This window comes from Nocardiopsis terrae, assembly GCF_014651695.1.
GTDB lineage: Bacteria > Actinomycetota > Actinomycetes > Streptosporangiales > Streptosporangiaceae > Nocardiopsis > Nocardiopsis terrae.
Genome location: NZ_BMXJ01000003.1, coordinates 628549 through 645411 on the forward strand (window position 1 = coordinate 628549; position 16863 = coordinate 645411).

The window sequence follows — 16863 nt, forward strand, 5'->3', positions numbered from 1 at the left end:
TACCAGAGACGACTTCGGCTCCTACCGGGCAAGTGGCCTGCTCCCGGGCCCGAATTGGCCCTTGAGTGAACGGCCCCGCCCTGTGAGCATCACCGCATGGACCACACCGACCGCGCCCGCCTGCGCGAAGCACAGCAGCAGTTCTCCTCCGAGAACACCTACCTCAACACCGCCACCCACGGCCTGACGCCCCACCGGTCCCGGCTGGCGCTGGAGCGCCACACCCACGAGGTGGCCACCGGGCGCTTCTCCCCCGGCGCCGTCGACAGCGTGATCGACGACGCCCGGGCCGCCTACGCGCGCCTGGCCGGAGCCAGCGCCGACCGCGTCGCGGTGGGCACCCACACCTCGCAGTTCGCCGGAACGATCGCCGCGAGCCTGCCGCCGGGTTCGGAGGTCCTGCTCGCCCGGGACGAGTTCACCTCGGTGGCCTTCCCCTTCCTGGCCAGGCAGGCGCACGGGGTCCGGGTCCGGGAGGTCCCCCTCGAACAGCTGCCCGAGGAGGTCGGACCGGCCACCACCCTGGTCGCCGTGGCCGCCGCCCAGTCCGCCACCGGGGCGCTCGCCCCCGTCGAGGACCTGGTCACCGCCTGCGCCGACCACGGCGCCCGGCTCATGCTCGACACCAGCCAGTCAGCGGGCTGGCTGCCCGTGCCCGCCGGTGTGGACTTCCTGGTGTGCAGCACCTACAAGTGGCTGCTGGGCACCCGGGGCGCGGCCTTCCTCACCGGGACCGCGGAGGCCCTCGACACCCTCGAACCCCTCGCCCCCGGCTGGTACGCGGGCGCCGAACCGTGGAACGCGCTCTACGGCGGCCCGCTGCGCCTGGCCGAGGGGGCTCGCCGCCTGGACCTGGCCCCGGTGTGGTCGGCGTGGATCGGCCTGGCCCCAGCCCTGGACCTGCTGAACGAGGTCGGGATCCCGACCGTGCACGCGCACGACACCGCCCTCGGCGACCGGTTCCGGACCGCGATGGGGCTGGCGGAGGCGGGTTCGGCGATCGTGTCGCTGCCCGTCCCCGAGGGGGCCGCCGAACGCCTCGCCGAGGCGGGGATCGCCGCGGCCACCCGCGACGGGCGGCTGCGGGTCTCCTTCCACCTGTACAACACCGAGGATGACGTGGACCTTCTGGTCAAGACACTGTCCGCGGCACGCTGACGGACGGTTCCGGCCCCTTCCGCCACGGGAGGGGCCGAAACTCCCTTGCCCCGCCGCGCGCCACGCCCTAGCTTGTCCGGGGCCCCGACACCTGCCACACCCCGCCCCTGACGAACCGAGCGACCCGAAGCGGAGACCGCGACTTGCCACGCCGTGCCCTGCCGGTCCCCCGGGCACTGCGACACCGGAACCTGCGCCTGCTGCTCGGCGGCAGGGGCGCGGGCGACCTGGGCTCGGAGATGCTGCCGGTCGCGATGGTCGGCCTGGTGCTCGTCGATCACGGGCCCCTGATGCTCGGGTTGGTCCTGGGCGTGCGCGGAGCGGCCGGATCGCTGTTCGCCCTGCTGAGCGGGGCGCTGCTGACCCGGATGCGCAAGTCGACGGCGCTGGTGGCCAACGACTCCGTGCAACTGCTGGTGATGCTGGGGTTCGCCTTCGGACCCGGGAGCGGAACGTGGCTGCTCGCCCTGGCCGTGCTCAGCGGGGTGGCCGGTTCCGTGGTGGAACCGGCCAGCGGCTCCCTGATGCCGCTGATCGTCGCGCGGGAGCGGCTCCAGCAGGCCAACGCCCTGCGCAACATCGTGGGACGCGCCGCCGGGATCACCGGGCCCGCCACCGCGGGGGTTCTCCTCGCCGTCCTGGACGTGCGAGCCGTGTTCGTACTGATCGCGGCGCTGTTCGCGGTCTGCGCGGGCACCCTGGTGTGGATCCGGGAGGCGCCGCCCGCACCCGAGCGGACCGCGGAGAGCACGGGGACGAGTCTGCGGGCGGGCTGGCGCGAGGTGGTGCGCAGACCGTGGGTGCTGGCGGTCATCGCGGTCGCCACCGTGCAGGCTCCCGCCACCCTGGCCCCCGGGTTCACCCTGCTGCCGATCGTGGTCGCGGACTCCTACGCCGAACCCGTCTACGGGCTGGCCCTGTCCTGCATGGCGGCGGGCCAACTGGCGGGCGGAGTCCTCGCGGCCCGGTGGAGACCGGCCCGGCCCGGACTGGTGTCGCTGGCGGGCGTGCTCTGCTACCCGCTGGTGCTGCTGGGCCTGGCGCTGACCGCACCGGTGCCGGTGCTGCTGACGGGCTACGCCGCCACCGGAGTGGGTTTCATGGTCTTCGGCGTGTACTGGTACACCGCGTTGCAGCGGGCCGTCCCGCAGGACCGGCTGAGCGTGGTCATCAGCATCGACCAGGTGGGCAGCTTCGGACTGGAGCCCGTCGGGTACGCGGTGGCCGGCGCCCTGGCGGAGACCGCGGGCGCCCGACCGGTGCTGTTCGGTGCGGCCGCTGTGGGTGTGGCCACCAGCCTGCTTCCGCTCCTGGTACCCGGGGTGAGCCGGTTGGCGGACCGGCCCCCTCCCGCCGACCCGCACTCCGGCACCGCGCCCGCCCCTGCGGGCCAGCCCTCCTGACCCCCGGTCGGGTCTGTGCCCTTTCCGGAGGACCCCGGCCAACGGAGAATCCCGCCGCCGGGAACGGTTCTGGCGCTGATCTTGTGGTGCGGTGACAGCCCGTCATGTTGACGAGCGCGAAATTGTCGGAGGCCGGAGTGATAATCCCGGTGTCCACCCACAACCGCAGGGGCAGGGCGAAAGCCCGTTCCGAGGAGCGTCCGATGACATCACCAGTACCCTGCCCGTGCCGCGGAGTCCGCCGATGAGCGGTCGCGCGGACCTGTGGCCGCTGATCCACCAGGAGCGGGCGGCGTTGGCCGACGATTTGTCGGGACTGAACGAGGAACAGTGGGCGACACCGTCGCTGTGTGAGGGCCTGACCGTGCGCGAGGTACTCGCACACCTGACGTCGGCGGCGACCCTCAACGGCTTTCGATGGCTGGCCGGGGTCGTCCGCTGCCGGTTCGACTTCGACGCCCAGGTCGCGATGCGCCTGGCCGAGCAGATGGGGACCTCCGGCGCCGAGACCCTTGCACGCTTCCGAGGGGTCACAAGGAGTACGACCTCACCGCCCCTGCCGAAGCCCGCCATCCTGGGAGAGGCCATCGTGCACGGAGAGGACATCAGGCGGCCCCTGGGCATCGTCAGCGCCCGTCCGATCGCCACGCTGACCCGCGTGGCGGACTACTACCAGGGCTCGGACCAGGTCGTCATCGCCAAGAGCCGGGTCCAAGGGTTGAGACTGCAAGCCACCGACGGTCCGTTCGCCTCCGGCACCGGAGCGCTCGTCTGCGGGAGCACACTCGCTCTGATCATGGCGATGACCGGTCGCTCCGCACACCTGGACGAGCTCACCGGCGACGGTGTGGAAATCCTGCGCGAACGTGTGGACGGCTGACCCGCCCCGACCGTGGGGCGAGGGGGCGGCGGCCGCAGTGGGTGTGGCCACCAGCCTGCTCCCGCTCCTGGTGCCCGGGGTGAGCCGGTTGGCGGACCGACGGCCTCCTGTCGCCGACCCGCGCCCCGGCACCGCGCCCGCCGCAGAGAATTCCCTCCTCTGAACGCGCCGGACCCCGCCCTTTTCCGGAAAATCCCGCCGCCGGGAACTTCCCGGACCCGCCGGACGACGTCAGTGGCGACCGGGACACCGACGGCGAGGAGACCCATGGAACCGGCGCCCAGCACGACCGAAACCGCAACCGGAAGGGACTCCGAACGTCCCCCGCCCCGCCCGGGGGCCTGGGCCCAGCTCAGGCCGCTGGTGCTGCGGCTGCACTTCTACGCGGGCGTACTGGTCGCCCCCTTCGTACTGGTGGCCGCGGTCTCCGGGCTGCTGTACGTGTGGACGCCGCAGATCGAGAACGCCCTGTACGCCGACCAGTTGCGGGTCCCCGCCGCGGAGGAGTCGCTCCCCCTGAGCGAACAGGTGCGGATCGCCGAGGCCGAGGTCCCCGGCTCCCGGGTCGACTCCGTACGTCCGGCCACCACCCCCGAGGACTCCACCCGGGTCCTGCTGGCCCGGCCCGACGGGGCTTCGGGGCCGCAGCCGACGGTGTTCGTGGACCCCCACGCAGGCGAGGTGCTGGGGGTGGCCGAGACCTACGGCACCAGTGGCGCCATGCCCGTGCGGACCTGGATCGACCTGCTCCACCGCGAACTGCACCTGGGCGAGGCGGGCCGCCTGTACAGCGAACTCGCGGCCAGTTGGCTGTGGGTGGTCGCCCTGGGCGGGTTCGCGCTCTGGGTGGCCCGAGCCCGGCGCCGACGGGCGCGCCGCCTGCTGGTCCCCGGGGCCGGGACCGCGCCCGGGCGGGGCCGCACGGTCTCACTGCACGCCGCCACCGGGGTGTGGCTCCTGCTGGGGCTGCTGATGCTGTCCGCCACCGGTCTGACCTGGTCCAAGTACGCGGGAGCGAACATCGCCGACCTGCGCGGGGAGATGTCCTGGACCACCCCGGCCGTGGCCACCGACACCCCGTCCGCGAACCCCGGGGTGGACGCGGGACTGGACGCGGTCCTGGCCAGCGCCCGCGAGGCCGGTCTGGACGGGCGGGTCTCCGTGGAGGTTCCCGGCGACCACGCCTCGCCCTACGTCGTCACCCAGATCGAACGCTCCTGGCCGACCAGGGCGGACTCGGCCGCGGTGGCCCAGGACACCGCCGAGGTCACCGACGTGGTCCGGTTCGCCGACCACCCCCTGATGGCCAAGCTGAGCCGCTGGGGTGTGGACGTGCACATGGGCGTGCTGTTCGGGGTGCCCAACCAGATCCTGCTCACCGCCGTGGCCGGAGGGCTGGTCTGGGTGATCGTCCTCGGCTACCGGATGTGGTGGCAGCGTGGTCCGGTACGCGCGGGTACGGCCGGTCCGGGCCGGCCGTACCCGCGCGGGTCCTTCCTCGCCCTGTCCTGGCCCCTGAGGGCCGCGGTGGTGGTGTTCCTCGCGGCGGTCGGTTGGGCGATACCGGTGCTGGGGGCCTCCCTGCTCCTGTTCCTGCTGGTCGACACCGTCGCGGGTTGGCGGGGGCGGCGAGGCCCGCGGGCCGGTTAGTGGTGGCCGTCGTGGGCTCCGGGGTCACCGCTGTCGGAACGGGCGGTCATCTCCTGGACCGGGGCGTCGACCTCGACCTCGGCTCCGCTCGCGAAGGTGAGCCTGACGGTGACCCCGTCACCGACGGTGAGGGGCTCGGTGATGTCGTTGACCATGACGTGGTAGCCGCCGTCCACGAAGGTGGTGGTCCCCCCGGCCGGAACCGGGATCCGCGACACGGTCCGCATGACCGAGGCGCCGGACCCGGTGGTCCCGGTCTCGCACAGGTCGGCGTCCTCGGAGGCGCTGGTGCGCACCCCGGTGACGGTGTCGTCCTCGGTGGCGGTGTTGGTGACGGCCAGGTAGACCACGCCCACCTCGGGGTTGGCGGGCTCGGGCATCCAGGCGTCCTCGACGAGGAGGTCGCCGACCCGGGCGCTGCCCCTCCCCGCGGCCTCGGCCGCGTCGGTGGCGGCGTGCTCCTGCGACTGGGCGTCCGGGCCCACGGCGCAGGCCGCCGCGAACAGGGGCAGAGCCGCCAGTGCCGCCGCGGTGACCGTCCGGTTGGTCCTCATGTTCTCGTTCCTGTCATCGTTCGGATGGTTGCGCGGGGCGGCCCCGCCTGCTGCCGCGGGAGTCACCAGAGGCCGTACGCCACGTGGGGTTCGTCCTCACGGACCGGGGGCACGGCGAACACGGCGCTGCCCTCGTGCCGGACGTAGGCGTTGAGCGCGTCCCCTCCCCTGTCGAGTTCGCGCTGCACGGCGGTGAAGCCGGTACGCGGGTCGGCCTGCCAGGCGGTGAACAGCAGCCCGGCCTCCCGGCCGTCGGAGCCCCAGCCCAGGTCGTAGTTGAACCCCCGCCGCAGCATGCGGGCACCGAGGGTGCGTTCCGGGCTGGCCAGGCGGATGTGCGCGTCGGCCGGGATGACCGGCTCCCCGTCGGCGTCCCGGGCGGCCAGGTCGGGGAGGTCGTCCTCCCGGGCTCCGCCCAGGGGCGCCCCGTCCGACAGGCGGCGGCCGACCACCCGTTCCCGGGCCCGGGGTTCCAGGGCGGACCAGTCGTCCAGGAGCATGCGGATCCGGCGCACGACCACGTAGGTTCCGCCGTCCATCCAGGACGCGCCTCCCCCGGGGTGCGCGGCCAGGACCTGCGGGGCGAACCGCGCCTCGCCGGGGTCGGGGTTGACCGTCCCGTCGATCTGCCCCATGAGGTTGCGCGGAGTGGCCGAGGGGTCGACCGCGGTGGCCGCCGCCCGCTGGAACCCGGGGAGCGACCACCGCACGGTGGCGTGCTCGCGGACCCCGCCGAGCAGGTGTTCCACCGCCGCGCTCACCACGAGGGGGTCCTCGGCGCCCACGTGCAGCATCAGGTCGCCGCCGCACAGCCCGGGTTCGAGCCGGTCCGCCTCGAACCCGGGCAGGTCCGCCAACGGGTCGGGGCGGCGGTCCGCCAGTCCGGCCCGCTCCAGCAGGCCCGCACCCAGGCCGAGGGTGACCCCCAGGGAGGCCGGGTGCAGCCCCCGGGCGGGTGTGCCGGGGGCGAGTTCCGGCAGACCGTGCCCGTGCAGTTCGCGGGCCTGCGCACTCCACCGTTCCAGGACCAGGCGGGCCTGTTCGGACACCTGCGCGGGCTCCTCGGCGTTCAGGTCCACCGCGACCACGTGCACGTGGGCCGGGGTCGGGGTCAGGACCGCGGGCGGCAGCCCCTGACGCGGCCCTCCCCGGGACAGGGACAGGTCCCGGGCGGGGTCTCCCGCCCCGGAAGAGCTCCGGACCGCGCCGGCGCCGAGGAGTCCTCCGCCCGCCAGTCCCGTCGCCCCGGCGGCGCCCAGCCCGGCGAGCAGCCCCCGGCGGGAGACGCCCTCGGGGGCGCGCCCCTGCGCGGGGCCGGACCGGCTCACAGCAGCTCCTCCCGGAGGGCGGGCAGCAGGGGCGCGATCTGGTCGGCGGTGACCCCCTCGTCGAACATGCCCGCGGCCTCGCCGCCCGGGGTCAGGACGAGGATCCGGCCCCCGTGGGAGACCAGGTACTCCCCCTCGGTCTCCTGGGGCGCCTCGATGGGGACGCCGTAGTCCCGGGCCGCCTCGACCGTCGCGTCGACGTCCCCGCGCACCCCCTGGAAGTCCGGGTCGAACCGGTCCAGCCAGGAGCGCAGCTGCTGGTCGGTGTCGCGGACGGGGTCGCTGCTCACCATCACCACGTCGAACCCGTCCGCGTCGTCCCCGGCCTCGTCCAGGGCCAGGTCGATCTCGGCCATGGTCATGGGGCACACGTCCGGACAGCTCGTGTAACCGAAGAAGAGCAGGGTGAGGCGGTCCTCGGCGACGTCGGTGAAACCCCAGGGCTCGCCGTCCACCGTGGCGAGTTCGATCTCCGAGGCGGCCATGGGCTGGTCGGAGAGGTCGAGGTAGTGCTCGACCCCGGCCGGGTCGACGCCGCCTCCGCAGGCGGTGGCGCCGAACAGGAGCAAGGCGGCCAGGGCGCTCCACCGGGCGGGGCCGGTGCGTGGGTCCGTCATCGGATACTTCCTCGTGGATCGGTGGGTGCGGCGGGCGTTCACGCCGCCTCCCGGAGCAGGCGTGCCAGGTCGCGGCGGCCGCGGGCGACGCGTGAGCGGACGGTGCCGACGGGAACGCCGGTGAGCTCCGCGGCCTCGGAGTAGGGCACGCGGTGGACCTGGGTGAGGACGAAGGCGGTGCGCCGGTCCTCGGGCAGGTTCTCCAGCAGGGAGACCAGGGCGAGGTACTCGTCGAACCTCCCCGGTGACGCGGAACCGGGGCCGAGTACGCGTTCCCAGTCCTCGACCGGTTCCGTGCGGGGGGCGCGCTCCCGGCTGCGGTAGCGGTCGGCGACGGTATGGCGGGCCACGGACAGCAGCCATGCCCGGACGGGCGCCCGTCCGGCGTAGCGGGGCAGCCCCCGCATGGCGCGGGAGAAGGTCTCCTGGGTGAGGTCCTCGACCCAGGAGGGGTCGACGCGGCGTGCGATGTAGCGGGCCACGTCGCCCCGGGTGAGCGCGAACAGGGTGTCCATCGCCCCGAGTGAGCCCGCACCGGCGCGCAGGGCCAGCCGGGCCAGGTCGGGGTGTTGCGGGTCGGGGCGGGGGGCGGGGTAGGAGGTGCGGGCGACCACGCGCCCGTTGCCACAGGTCATAACGTGTGTGCTTTCTGTCACCGACCGCGTGGTGGCCCGGCAGGGTACGGCGCTCGCGCTCAGGACGGAGCGGCCCGGGGGCCAGTTCGGGAGGAACCGGATCGGGACCGCTTCGGCGCGGGGCCGGGCCGTTCGGGAACGGGGCGGCGCGGGACGGGTCCGCGCGGCGCGCGCCCGTCCGGGCAGCCGGGTACCACGGGGTGTTCTGGCTGGTGTGGGTCAGGCGGCCAGAACCGGCGGCGGCCCGCGCAGGACCCGGGAGTGGCGCAGGTAGGGCGGGCGCGACCGGGAGCGTTCGTCGGTGGCGGCGAACCTGGGGCGCGCCGTCTCGCGGGCGGCCGGAACCGCGCCGACCACCAGGAGCAACGGGATCAGGGAGAGCGCCATGAAGCGCAGGAACGCGAAGAGGGCGTTCTCACCCACGTGCAGCCACCACGCGCTGACCAGGGCCATCACGAGGTGCATCACGATCATCGCCCACGCGGGCATGGCCTCCTGTGCCAGGACCGCCCCGCCGTGGCCGTCGTGCCCCGAACCCGCCTCCTGGGTGTAGGCGAAGGTCACGTGCAGGGCGAACTGCCCCCAGAGCATCCACGCGGTGAGCATCCAGGGGCTCTGCCGCCGGCTCGACACCGCCCACGCCATGGCGAGGACGGCGGCCGTTCCCAGCAGGAGACCGACGAGGGGCACGTCGTGTCCCGAACTGACGGCGTGCCCGATCGCGGACAGGCTCGCGCACACCAGGGTGAACACCCCGGCGCGCAGCGGTCGGCACTGTTCGCTCTCGGTCATCGCCCTCACATCGTCGCACCTGTCTCCGGGGGTCCGCCACGGGGGTCTTGTCTGTTCGTGTGTGCGGTCGCATGAGCACACGCGAACGTGCACGGGTGCACACGTTGAACCGCTTCGCTGGTGAAGGGCGCTGGTGCCGGACCCGGCCGGTCCACGGCCTACTCGGTCACAGGAGTTTTTCGGTTTCTGGGACACCGGACCCCGGATGCGTCTAACGTCGTTCTCGAACACATGAACGGGTCGCGGTCAGGGGGCGAGGGTGAGGGACGGATGGCGCATGCCAAGGAGCAGGGTGTGCGGCCGATCGCGGCCCCCTATCTGATCCCGGGCCCGACCGGTGTGGCCGTGCGCACCCGCCTCAAGCACCTCACCCCTGGGGACGAGCAGGTGTTGCGTCGGGTCGGTGCCCATCTGGGTTCGCTGGCGGCCAGGGACCTCAAGGCCCGCTGCGGTGACGGTGTGAACCACGACGGCCGTACCTGGGCGGCGCGTAAACGGGCCCTGACACCGGTGTCGTCGGCGCGGTGGGCGGGGTCGATCACCAGGGCCACTCATGAGCAGTGGGCGCTGGCCCGCCGCGGCCAGGTCGCGCACCTGCGCTCCCTGGAAGCCGGGGTCAGGACGATCACGTACAGGTTGTCGTTGCCGGTCGGTTCGAAGGGCACCAAACGGGTGCCGGGCGGGTACCGGTCAGCGAAAGAGTGGCACGCCAAGTCCCGGCGCCTGCGTGTCCTCCAGGACCGGCTTGCCGCTGTGCGTGCTGACTGTGAGGCTGGTCGGGTGCGGGTGGTGCGGGGCGGCAAGCGCCTGGCCCGCAGCCGCCACCACCTCAACGCGGCCCAGTTGAGCGAGGCCCAGTGGCGCCAGCGGTGGGAAGCCGGACGGTGGTTCCTGCAGGCGGACGGCGAGTCCGGCAAGCGGTTCGGTAATGAGACGATCCGTATCGGCCCCGACGGGCAGGTGAGTATCAAGCTCCCCGCCCCACTGGTCGAGTATGCGAACGCCGCGTACGGCCGGTACGTGCTCTCGGGCCGCGTGGCCTTCTCCCACCGGGGACAGGAGTGGGCCGACCGCGTCCAAGCCGACCGGGCTGTGGCCTACCGCATCCACTACGACGTGGGCCGGGGGCGTTGGTATCTGACCGCGTCCTGGCAAATCCCGGCCACGCAGACGGCCCCGCTCGGGGCCGCCCTCGCCCAGGGGGTGATCGGTGTGGATACCAACGCCGATCATCTGGCCGCCTGGCAGCTGGATGTGCACGGCAACCCGACCGGGTCTCCACGCCGCTTCGACTACGACCTGTCCGGAAGCGCCACCCACCGCGATGCCCAGGTACGCCATGCCCTGACCCGCCTGCTGCACTGGGCGCGAGAGAGCGGTGTCAAGGCCATCGCGATCGAGGACCTGGACTTCAGCGATTCCACGACCCGGGAGAAGCACGGCCGTAAGAAGCGGTTCCGCCGGGTGATTTCCGGTATGCCCACCGCCAAACTGCGTGCCCGGCTCGTCTCGATGGCCCAGGCCACCGGCACCGCGATCGTCGCCGTAGATGCGGCCTACACCTCCCGGTGGGGCGCCCAGCACTGGCAAAAACCCACCACCAGCAAACGCAAGACGTCCCGACACGCCGCCGCTGCGGTGGCGATCGGGCGACGCGCCCAGGGGTATCCGATCCGGCGACGGACGGCACCGCCCCGCACCCACCGGAGCGATGGGTGCGGGCCTCGGACCGTCCAGGCCGATCGTGGTGCCCCCGGGCGCGAGGGAACCCGCCACCCGGCCCCGGAGCGCGCACACGATGCGCGTGCCCGGGCCGAGGGAAAGAGAACGCGGGGGACCAGCGCGTCCAACACCGTTCGGGACGCGCGCAGTACCGGGAGAGCGCCAGAGGCCACTCCCGCACACTACTGAGGAACGGTGGGTTCCGCACAGATCGGTCCCGCCGGGGCTTGACGCGGCGGTCTCGACTATGCTCGTGGACGTCCCCAGTGTGAGAACAGAGGTCGCCTGTGTCCGTCTCCCCGCTCGCCCTGTTGCACGAGTGGACCTCCCGTACCGACGGGGCTCCGCTCCGCGAGTTCCTCTTGGTCGGTACGGAGATCGATCTCCCCGCCCTGGAGGAGGGCATCGTCCCCGCTGCCCTGGGCCTCGGTGCGGCGGTCACGGTCCTGGGCGCGGCGGCCGAGGGCGAGGACCCCGCGGGGGTTCAGCGTCCGGACCGCGTCTACGCCCTGATCGACCGGACCTGCCACGACCTCCTCCCCGAACTGGCCCTGCTGGTGGGGGACGAGTACGTCGCGGCCGCTTTCGGCAGTGGGGCGCCCGGCACCTGGGACCGCGCCTGGACGGTGCTGCGCGGCGGCCCCGAGGGGGTTCCGTGGGCGCTGGCCGAACTGGGGGTGTGGCTTCGGGGCTGCCCGGGCGCGGTCACGCTGCCCGCCGCCACGGCCCAGCGGTTGGCCGAGGTCGCCGACCGTCTGGAGGACCTGCTGCTGACCGCCCCGGTGGAGACCGAGGCGCGCGTGGTGCACAACCTGGACGCCCCGCTGGTCAGCCACCTTCCCGAGGGGCCCGTGGCCGAACTCACCCTGCACGCGCCGCTGCGCGGTTACGACGCGCGGGCGCTGCACGCCCTGACGGACCGGCTCTCCCCTGCCCGCGTGGTTCTGGGCGTCCCCGGTTCGTGGCCGGTGCAGGACCGGGACGCGGCCGCCGACTCCCTGGCCTCGGCGGGGATCGAGGCCACCCTCCGCCCCGTCGCCGAGGGCTTTCCCGAACACGGCGGTCTCATCGAATGGACCGTGCACGACCGGCACTCCGCACTCACCTGCGGTGCCAACCCGAACGCACTCACCCGTACCGCCAACGAGCGAACGAACCTGGAGCTGGGCCTGATCCTCCCGACCACCGTTTCACCCGAGCCCGAGAACCCCGCCCCCTCCGCCGAGGAGGACAGCTACCTGCCCCAGGTGGCCGCCGACCTGGAGGCGTCCGGCTGGAGCCTGGAGTACGACGCCGGCATGCACCGCGTGTACGGCGGCTTCACCAACCCGATCCCGGTCGTCGCCCAGGTGGCCGAGCTGCTGGAGAAGCACGTCGACACCGTCCACGTCCACGCCGAGGGCCCCAAGGGGTGGGCGCTCATCGTGTGGAAGCGGCCGATGATGCTGCTGGCCTCCGCCCCCAGGGGCAGCGCCTGGCGCCTGTACCGTGTCGACCCGCCCGCCACCCCGTCCTCGCGGCTGGGCGGCGGCGAAGGCGTGTCCCGGGTCGGCCTGCTGCGCACCAGCGCCCCGCTGCACCGGGTCCCGCACCGTGACGTGCTCGCCTTCCTGGAGACCCTGGGCACCGACCACATCAGTCTGCTGGAGCAGGTCGGCTTCCTCACCAAGCCCCTCTGAGCGGCCGCCCGACCGCGATCCGCGGGAACCTCCCGGTCCGGGACGGGTCCCCGCCCATCCGGCGGACCGCCCTCACCTCGGGCTAACGCACCGAGGTGAGGGCGCTGACCAGCGATCCCGGGACAGCACGCTAGGGTCTGTCCCCATGCGGATTCTGGTGTTGGGCGGTACCTCTTTCGTCGGTCGGGCCATCGTTGACGACGCACTGCGGGAGGGACACGAGGTCACCCTCTTCAACCGGGGCAGAACCGGACCGGAACTCTTCACACAGGCGGAACGGCTCCTGGGCGACCGGGAGGAGGGCGACTACACCGCGCTCTCCGGGGGTTCGTGGGACGCGGTCGTGGACGTCAGCGGGTTCGTGCCCCGGCACGTACGGCAGGCCGCCGACGCGCTCGGGGACCGCGTCGGCCGGTACCTGTTCGTCTCCAGCAACGCCGTCTACGCGGCCGGGGTCGGACCCGGGGCGGACGAGTCGGCCCCGCTCAGGGCGGCGGAGTGGACCACCGAGGAGGTCGGTCGGGACACCTACGGCCCGTTGAAAGCGGCCTGCGAACAGGAGGCGGCCTCCCGTTACGGGGAGCGCGCCACGATCGTGCGGCCCGGGATGCTCGCCGGCCCGCACGACAACGTCAACCAGTTCACCTACTGGGTGCGGCGGACCGCGAGGGGCGGCAAGGTCGTCCTACCCGGCGACCCCGGCCAGCCGGTGCAGGTCCTGGACGTGCGCGACCTGGCCAGGTTGGTGTCCCGGCTGCTGGCCGACGACCGCGGCGGCGCGTTCAACGCCATGGGACCCGCAGAGCCCCTCACCCTGTCCGAGATGGTCCGTGTCTGCGCGCAGGCGACCGGGAGCGAGATCGAGCTCGTCCTCGTCCCGCCGGAGACGATGATGGCCGCGTTTCCGCTGGTGCGCCCCGACCGGGTGTCGGAACAGTCCTTTCAGCGCGACTTCGGCAGGGCGCGCGAGGCCGGTCTGCCCTCGACCCCGCTGCTCACCACCGCCGCCGACGTGCTGGCCTGGGACCGTGACAGGGGCGAGCCGCCGCTGGACGTGGGCCCCGCCCCCGAGGTCGAACGCACCCTGCTCTCCTATGTCCAGGGCTGAGCCGGGGCCGACCGGTCAGCGGTTCCCGTCCCTGTTGCCGCGGACCCGCCGCAGCAGGCGGCCGATTGTGGCCACCGGCGGACCGGACCGCACCGCCGCCAGCCCCGAGCGGACCCTGTTCCCCGGGCCGCGCAACCCGTGCCCGGTGGCGGTTCCGACAGCCGCGTTCCCGGCGGTCCCGGTCCCGACCTGCCCCTCCTCCGCCCGGCCGACCTCGGCGGCCCGGGCGTGGAGACGTTCCCTGACCTGCTCCGGGGTGTAGGCACGGCGCTGCCGTTCGGCTCGCGCGATCGCCACTCCGCTGGCCGCCACGCCCACGAAGGCGGCCGCTCCCAAGGCTTTCCACCACTTCATACTCCTAGGCTAGGGCCTGTGGCAGATATGAGTATGGCCCTTGACGAGGCGGTCGACCTGACCAGAACGGGTGACGTGTGGGTGTTCCGCGGCACGAGCGTGCCGGACCGGGCCATCCAGCTCACCACCAACAGCCCGGTCAACCACGTCGGTATGTCCATCGTGGTCGACGACCTCCCGCCCCTGATGTGGCACGCCGAGCTGGGCCGGTCCCTGGTGGACATGTGGACCGGAACCCACCAGCGCGGGGTGCAGTTGCACGACCTCCGGGACGCCGTCCTGGTGTGGGGTCGCCGGTACGGGCAGAAGGGCTGGCTGCGCCAGCTCGACCCGCTGGCCGACCGGGGGATGGAGGACGCCGCGCTGCGGATGGTGGCCCGGTTGAACGGCACCCCGTTCCCGTCCACCGCGCAGCTCGCCGGCCGGTGGGCGCTGGGCCGGATGCCGTCCCGGCGGCGGGCCCGCGCGAACCGGTTGGAGACCGCCTACTGCGCGGAGGTCATCGCGCTGACCTACGAGGAGATGGGGCTGCTGCCCCCGGGGAGGCGTCCCGGGTACTACGACCCGGGACGGTTCTGGAGCGGGGACTCCCTGGAGCTGGAGGGCGGGTTCGCGCTGGGCGGGGAGATCCGGGTCGACCTGCCCGAGTAGGGCCGCGGTCGGTTGGGGAGACACCCGGACGTACCGCCGTCGGCGGTGAGGGGAGACAGATGTCAGAACACGCACTGGACGACGGCGCGGTCGCCGAGTCCGACCTGGTGGTACGCCGGGGGACGTTCCGCTGTGTGGCCTTCCGGGACCCGGTCGACGGCCGGGAGCACCTGGCCCTGGTCCTGGGTGAGATCGGGGACGGCGAGCGGGTCCTGGTCCGGGTGCACTCCGAGTGTGTGACCGGTGACGTCTTCGGTGCGCTGCGCTGCGAGTGCGGCGACCAGCTGGAGGCCGCCCTGGACGTGATCCTGGCCGAGGGCCGCGGGGTGCTGGTGTACCTGCGCGGCCACGAGGGGCGCGGGATCGGACTCGTGGACAAGGTGCGCACGCAGACGCTCCAGGACGAGCGGGGGCTGGACACCGTGGACTCGGCGAAGGCGCTGGGGCTGCCGGTGGACGTGCGCGACTACGGACCGGCCGCGCGGGTGCTCCGGTACCGGGGGGTGCGTTCGGTGCGGTTGCTGTCCAACAACCCGGAGAAGACGCGGGCGCTGGAGGAGTACGGGCTGAAGGTGACCGAACGGGTGCCGTTGCTGGTGGCCGCGCACGTGGACAACATCCGGTACCTGACCGCCAAACGGGACCGGCTCGGCCACGACCTGCCGCACCTGGACGGCGGGCCGGGGGGCCGCGGGTGACTGATCCGGCCTCCTGGCCGGACACCCGGGGGTGGGTCGCAGGGGCGTTGTACGCCCTGGTGGTGACCGTGCTGCTGGTGGCGGCCGTCCGCCGGTACCGGCGCTGGCCGCCCGGCCCGGCGGACCTGGTGACCCTGGTCCGGGTCGGTCTGATCGGCGCGGTGACGGTGTTGGTGGCCGACGGCGGCCCGGTGGGGGTCCTGGTGCCGGTGACGGTGCTGGCCCTGGTCCTGGACGGGGTGGACGGGCTGGTGGCCCGGGGGACGCGCACGGAGTCGGACTTCGGGGCGCGCTTCGACATGGAGGCCGACGCGTTCCTCATCCTGGTGCTGAGCGTGTACGTTTCCTGGTCCCTGGGGCCCTGGGTACTGGTGATCGGTGTGCTGCGGTACCTGTTCGGGGCCGCAGCGTGGGCGGCGCCGTGGTTGCGGGGGCCGTTGCCGCCGAGCCGGGCCAGGAAGGCGGTGGCGGCCGGGCAGGGGATCGTGTTGACGGCGGCCGCCTCGGGGCTGCTGCCCGCGCCGGTCGCCGTGGCGGCGGTGGCGGGTGCGCTGGCCGCCCTGGTGTGGTCGTTCGGACGTGACGTATCGGGACTGTGGCGGGCGCGTTCCCCTCGAACGGGCGCCCGCCGGGAGAGGTGGTTATGAAACGGACGGCGCGAGCTTTCTGGGTGCGTACCCCCGGTGTGGGCGAGGTGCGGGAGACCGCCCTGCCCGACCCCGGACCCGGCGAGGTGGTGGTGCGGAGCCTGTACTCGGGGATCAGCCGGGGTACGGAGACGCTGGTGTTCGGCGGCGGGGTGCCGCCGAACCAGTACGGGGTGATGCGGGCGCCCTTCCAGGAGGGCGACTTCCCCGGTCCGCTCAAGTACGGCTACCTGAACGTCGGTGTGGTCGAGGAGGGGCCGCAGGAGCTGGTGGGGCGGACGGTGTTCACGCTGTACCCGCACCAGACCCGCTTCGTGGTCCCCGCCTCGGCGGTGTCGGTGGTGCCCGAGGACGTTCCGGCGGGCCGGGCGGTGCTGGCGGGCACGGTGGAGACCGCGGTCAACGCGCTGTGGGACGCGGCCCCGCTGGTGGGTGACCGGGTGACGGTGGTCGGCGCGGGGATGGTGGGGTGCTGTGTGGCCCGTCTGGTGTCCCGGGTGCCGGGTGCTCGGGTCCAGTTGGTGGACGTCGACCCGGACCGGGCGGAGGTCGCCGCACGGCTGGGGGTGGACTTCGCCCTCGCCGAGGACGCCGAGGGCGACCGCGACCTGGTCTTCCACACCAGCGCGACCGAGGCGGGACTGGTCCGTTCACTGGGGCTGCTGCACGCCGAGGGCGAGGTCGTGGAGCTGAGCTGGTACGGGGACCGGCAGGTGATCCTGCCGTTGGGCGAGGACTTCCACTCGCACCGGCTGGCGGTGCGGGCCAGCCAGGTCGGCATGATCTCACCGGCCCGCCGTTCCCGCTACGACCACGCCGAGCGCCTGCGGCTGGCGCTGCGGCTGCTCGGCGACCCCGCCTTCGACGCCCTGGTCACCGGGGAGAGCGGTTTCGAGGAGCTGCCGCGGGTACTACCGCGACTGTCCGAGGGCACGCTGTCCGCGCTCTGCCACCGGATCACCTACGACACCTGACCGCGACACCCCG

At 73.3% G+C, this 16863-nt stretch carries 17 protein-coding genes; 11 read left to right on the top strand and 6 right to left on the bottom strand.

Annotation, left to right across the window (positions count from 1 at the left end; genetic code table 11):
• Positions 1–96 precede the first annotated feature (96 nt).
• The 4 genes from IE195_RS10730 (at position 97) to IE195_RS10745 (ending at position 5091) form a co-directional block, all read left to right on the top strand.
• On the top strand, positions 97–1158 hold the full coding sequence (locus IE195_RS10730) for an aminotransferase class V-fold PLP-dependent enzyme (RefSeq protein ID WP_191270124.1): 1062 nt from the start codon (positions 97–99) through the stop codon (positions 1156–1158).
• A gap of 143 nt (positions 1159–1301) precedes the next feature.
• Positions 1302–2561, top strand: coding sequence for an MFS transporter (locus IE195_RS10735; RefSeq protein WP_191270126.1), 1260 nt, complete (start codon positions 1302–1304; stop codon positions 2559–2561).
• Positions 2562–2805: 244 nt separating this feature from the next.
• Complete coding sequence (locus tag IE195_RS10740; protein WP_191270128.1) at positions 2806–3441, top strand: maleylpyruvate isomerase family mycothiol-dependent enzyme; 636 nt, start codon at positions 2806–2808, stop codon at positions 3439–3441.
• Between the two features lie 267 nt (positions 3442–3708).
• The gene (locus IE195_RS10745; protein WP_191270130.1) at positions 3709–5091 is read left to right on the top strand and encodes a PepSY-associated TM helix domain-containing protein; all 1383 of its coding nucleotides are present in this window, start codon (positions 3709–3711) and stop codon (positions 5089–5091) included.
• Here the strand turns inward: IE195_RS10745 and IE195_RS10750 are convergent.
• The 5 genes from IE195_RS10750 to IE195_RS10770 form a co-directional block, all read right to left on the bottom strand.
• On the bottom strand, positions 5088–5645 hold the full coding sequence (locus tag IE195_RS10750) for a copper chaperone PCu(A)C (protein WP_191270132.1): 558 nt from the start codon (positions 5643–5645) through the stop codon (positions 5088–5090). The genes IE195_RS10745 and IE195_RS10750 overlap by 4 nt on opposite strands.
• A gap of 62 nt (positions 5646–5707) precedes the next feature.
• Positions 5708–6973, bottom strand: a complete 1266-nt coding sequence (locus tag IE195_RS10755) for a Dyp-type peroxidase (protein WP_191270134.1) — start codon at positions 6971–6973, stop codon at positions 5708–5710.
• Entirely contained in the window at positions 6970–7590 is a 621-nt protein-coding gene (locus IE195_RS10760) for an SCO family protein (RefSeq protein ID WP_191270136.1), read from the bottom strand. Before IE195_RS10760 ends, IE195_RS10755 begins: the two co-directional genes overlap by 4 nt.
• Positions 7591–7628: 38 nt before the next feature.
• Entirely contained in the window at positions 7629–8225 is a 597-nt protein-coding gene (locus tag IE195_RS10765; protein WP_191270138.1) for an RNA polymerase sigma factor, read from the bottom strand.
• A 219-nt stretch (positions 8226–8444) separates the two neighbouring features.
• Positions 8445–9017 carry a hypothetical protein gene (locus tag IE195_RS10770; protein ID WP_191270140.1) on the bottom strand — a complete coding sequence of 191 codons (573 nt, stop codon included), beginning with the start codon at positions 9015–9017 and terminating at the stop codon, positions 8445–8447.
• A 270-nt stretch (positions 9018–9287) separates the two neighbouring features.
• On the opposite strand from IE195_RS10770, the gene IE195_RS10775 reads away from it, so the two are divergent.
• The 3 genes from IE195_RS10775 (at position 9288) to IE195_RS10785 (ending at position 13526) form a co-directional block, all read left to right on the top strand.
• Positions 9288–10928 (top strand): transposase, encoded by a 1641-nt coding sequence (locus tag IE195_RS10775; RefSeq protein ID WP_191270142.1) that lies wholly within the window; start codon positions 9288–9290, stop codon positions 10926–10928.
• 98 nt (positions 10929–11026) lie between these two features.
• Positions 11027–12418, top strand: a complete 1392-nt coding sequence (locus IE195_RS10780; protein ID WP_191270144.1) for a hypothetical protein — start codon at positions 11027–11029, stop codon at positions 12416–12418.
• Positions 12419–12563: 145 nt separating this feature from the next.
• The gene (locus IE195_RS10785; RefSeq protein ID WP_191270146.1) at positions 12564–13526 is read left to right on the top strand and encodes an SDR family oxidoreductase; all 963 of its coding nucleotides are present in this window, start codon (positions 12564–12566) and stop codon (positions 13524–13526) included.
• A 15-nt stretch (positions 13527–13541) separates the two neighbouring features.
• On the opposite strand, the gene IE195_RS10790 is transcribed toward IE195_RS10785, so the two are convergent.
• Positions 13542–13880 carry a hypothetical protein gene (locus IE195_RS10790; RefSeq protein ID WP_191270148.1) on the bottom strand — a complete coding sequence of 113 codons (339 nt, stop codon included), beginning with the start codon at positions 13878–13880 and terminating at the stop codon, positions 13542–13544.
• Positions 13881–13907: 27 nt separating this feature from the next.
• Here IE195_RS10790 and IE195_RS10795 point away from each other — a divergent pair, with 27 nt between their 5' ends.
• Genes IE195_RS10795 through IE195_RS10810 form a run of 4 tightly spaced genes read left to right on the top strand, consistent with a single transcriptional unit; the run spans position 13908 to position 16850 of the window.
• Positions 13908–14531: a hypothetical protein gene (locus tag IE195_RS10795; protein ID WP_225943158.1), complete on the top strand. Its 624-nt coding sequence runs from the start codon at positions 13908–13910 to the stop codon at positions 14529–14531.
• 59 nt (positions 14532–14590) lie between these two features.
• Positions 14591–15229: a GTP cyclohydrolase II gene (gene ribA / locus IE195_RS10800; protein ID WP_191270149.1), complete on the top strand. Its 639-nt coding sequence runs from the start codon at positions 14591–14593 to the stop codon at positions 15227–15229.
• On the top strand, positions 15226–15876 hold the full coding sequence (locus IE195_RS10805) for a CDP-alcohol phosphatidyltransferase family protein (protein ID WP_191270151.1): 651 nt from the start codon (positions 15226–15228) through the stop codon (positions 15874–15876). The genes ribA and IE195_RS10805 overlap by 4 nt, the downstream gene beginning before the upstream one ends.
• Positions 15873–16850, top strand: coding sequence for a zinc-dependent alcohol dehydrogenase (locus tag IE195_RS10810; protein WP_191270154.1), 978 nt, complete (start codon positions 15873–15875; stop codon positions 16848–16850). The genes IE195_RS10805 and IE195_RS10810 overlap by 4 nt, the downstream gene beginning before the upstream one ends.
• The last annotated feature ends 13 nt before the right edge of the window (positions 16851–16863 follow it).

Coding starts and splice junctions, on each gene's coding strand:
- IE195_RS10730 (WP_191270124.1), top strand. CDS start 97: ATGGACCACACCGACCGCGCCCGCCTGCGCGAAGCACAGCAGCAGTTC.
- IE195_RS10740 (WP_191270128.1), top strand. CDS start 2,806: ATGAGCGGTCGCGCGGACCTGTGGCCGCTGATCCACCAGGAGCGGGCG.
- IE195_RS10745 (WP_191270130.1), top strand. CDS start 3,709: ATGGAACCGGCGCCCAGCACGACCGAAACCGCAACCGGAAGGGACTCC.
- IE195_RS10750 (WP_191270132.1), bottom strand. CDS start 5,645: ATGAGGACCAACCGGACGGTCACCGCGGCGGCACTGGCGGCTCTGCCC.
- IE195_RS10760 (WP_191270136.1), bottom strand. CDS start 7,590: ATGACGGACCCACGCACCGGCCCCGCCCGGTGGAGCGCCCTGGCCGCC.
- IE195_RS10765 (WP_191270138.1), bottom strand. CDS start 8,225: ATGACCTGTGGCAACGGGCGCGTGGTCGCCCGCACCTCCTACCCCGCC.
- IE195_RS10770 (WP_191270140.1), bottom strand. CDS start 9,017: ATGACCGAGAGCGAACAGTGCCGACCGCTGCGCGCCGGGGTGTTCACC.
- IE195_RS10775 (WP_191270142.1), top strand. CDS start 9,288: ATGGCGCATGCCAAGGAGCAGGGTGTGCGGCCGATCGCGGCCCCCTAT.
- IE195_RS10785 (WP_191270146.1), top strand. CDS start 12,564: ATGCGGATTCTGGTGTTGGGCGGTACCTCTTTCGTCGGTCGGGCCATC.
- IE195_RS10790 (WP_191270148.1), bottom strand. CDS start 13,880: ATGAAGTGGTGGAAAGCCTTGGGAGCGGCCGCCTTCGTGGGCGTGGCG.
- IE195_RS10795 (WP_225943158.1), top strand. CDS start 13,908: ATGAGTATGGCCCTTGACGAGGCGGTCGACCTGACCAGAACGGGTGAC.
- ribA (WP_191270149.1), top strand. CDS start 14,591: ATGTCAGAACACGCACTGGACGACGGCGCGGTCGCCGAGTCCGACCTG.
- IE195_RS10810 (WP_191270154.1), top strand. CDS start 15,873: ATGAAACGGACGGCGCGAGCTTTCTGGGTGCGTACCCCCGGTGTGGGC.